At 68.5% G+C, this 664-nt stretch carries 1 protein-coding gene; it reads right to left on the reverse strand.

Translation table 11 applies throughout. The features are described from left to right. Positions 1 to 664, reverse strand: a 664-nt coding sequence (locus IH00_RS0107430; RefSeq protein ID WP_031070887.1) for a HAMP domain-containing protein, incomplete at both ends; no start/stop codon positions are given.

Consider the following 664-nt stretch of genomic DNA (forward strand, 5'->3'; position numbering starts at 1 on the left):
CGGTGAGGCGCTTCCAGGTGCCCGACACGCCCTCGACCTCGGCCTGACCGCCCAGCCTGCCCTCACTGCCGACCTCGCGCGCCACGCGGGTCACCTCGGCCGCGAAGGACGACAGCTGGTCGACCATGGTGTTGATGGTCGTCTTGAGCTCCAGGATCTCACCGCGCGCGTCGACGTCGATCTTCTTCGACAGATCACCGTTGGCCACCGCGGTGGTCACCAGAGCGATGTTGCGCACCTGGTTGGTCAGGTTGTTCGCCATCGAGTTGACGTTGTCGGTCAGGTCCTTCCACGTGCCGGCCACGTTCGGCACCCGCGCCTGACCGCCGAGCATGCCCTCGGTCCCCACCTCACGCGCCACACGCGTCACCTCGTCGGCGAACGCCGACAGGGTGTCGACCATCGTGTTGATCACCCCGGCCAGCGCGGCGACCTCACCCTTCGCCTCGACCGTGATCTTCTGCGACAGATCACCCCGCGCCACCGCGGTCGCGACCTGGGCGATGGACCGCACCTGGCCCGTCAGGTTGGAAGCCATGACGTTGACGTTGTCCGTCAGGTCCTTCCACGTCCCCGACACCCCCCGCACGGTCGCCTGACCGCCGAGGTTCCCCTCCGTGCCGACCTCCCGGGCGACCCGGGTGACCTCATCGGCGAACGCCGA

The sequence above is a fragment of the Streptomyces sp. NRRL S-118 genome (assembly GCF_000716335.1).
Lineage (GTDB): Bacteria > Actinomycetota > Actinomycetes > Streptomycetales > Streptomycetaceae > Streptomyces.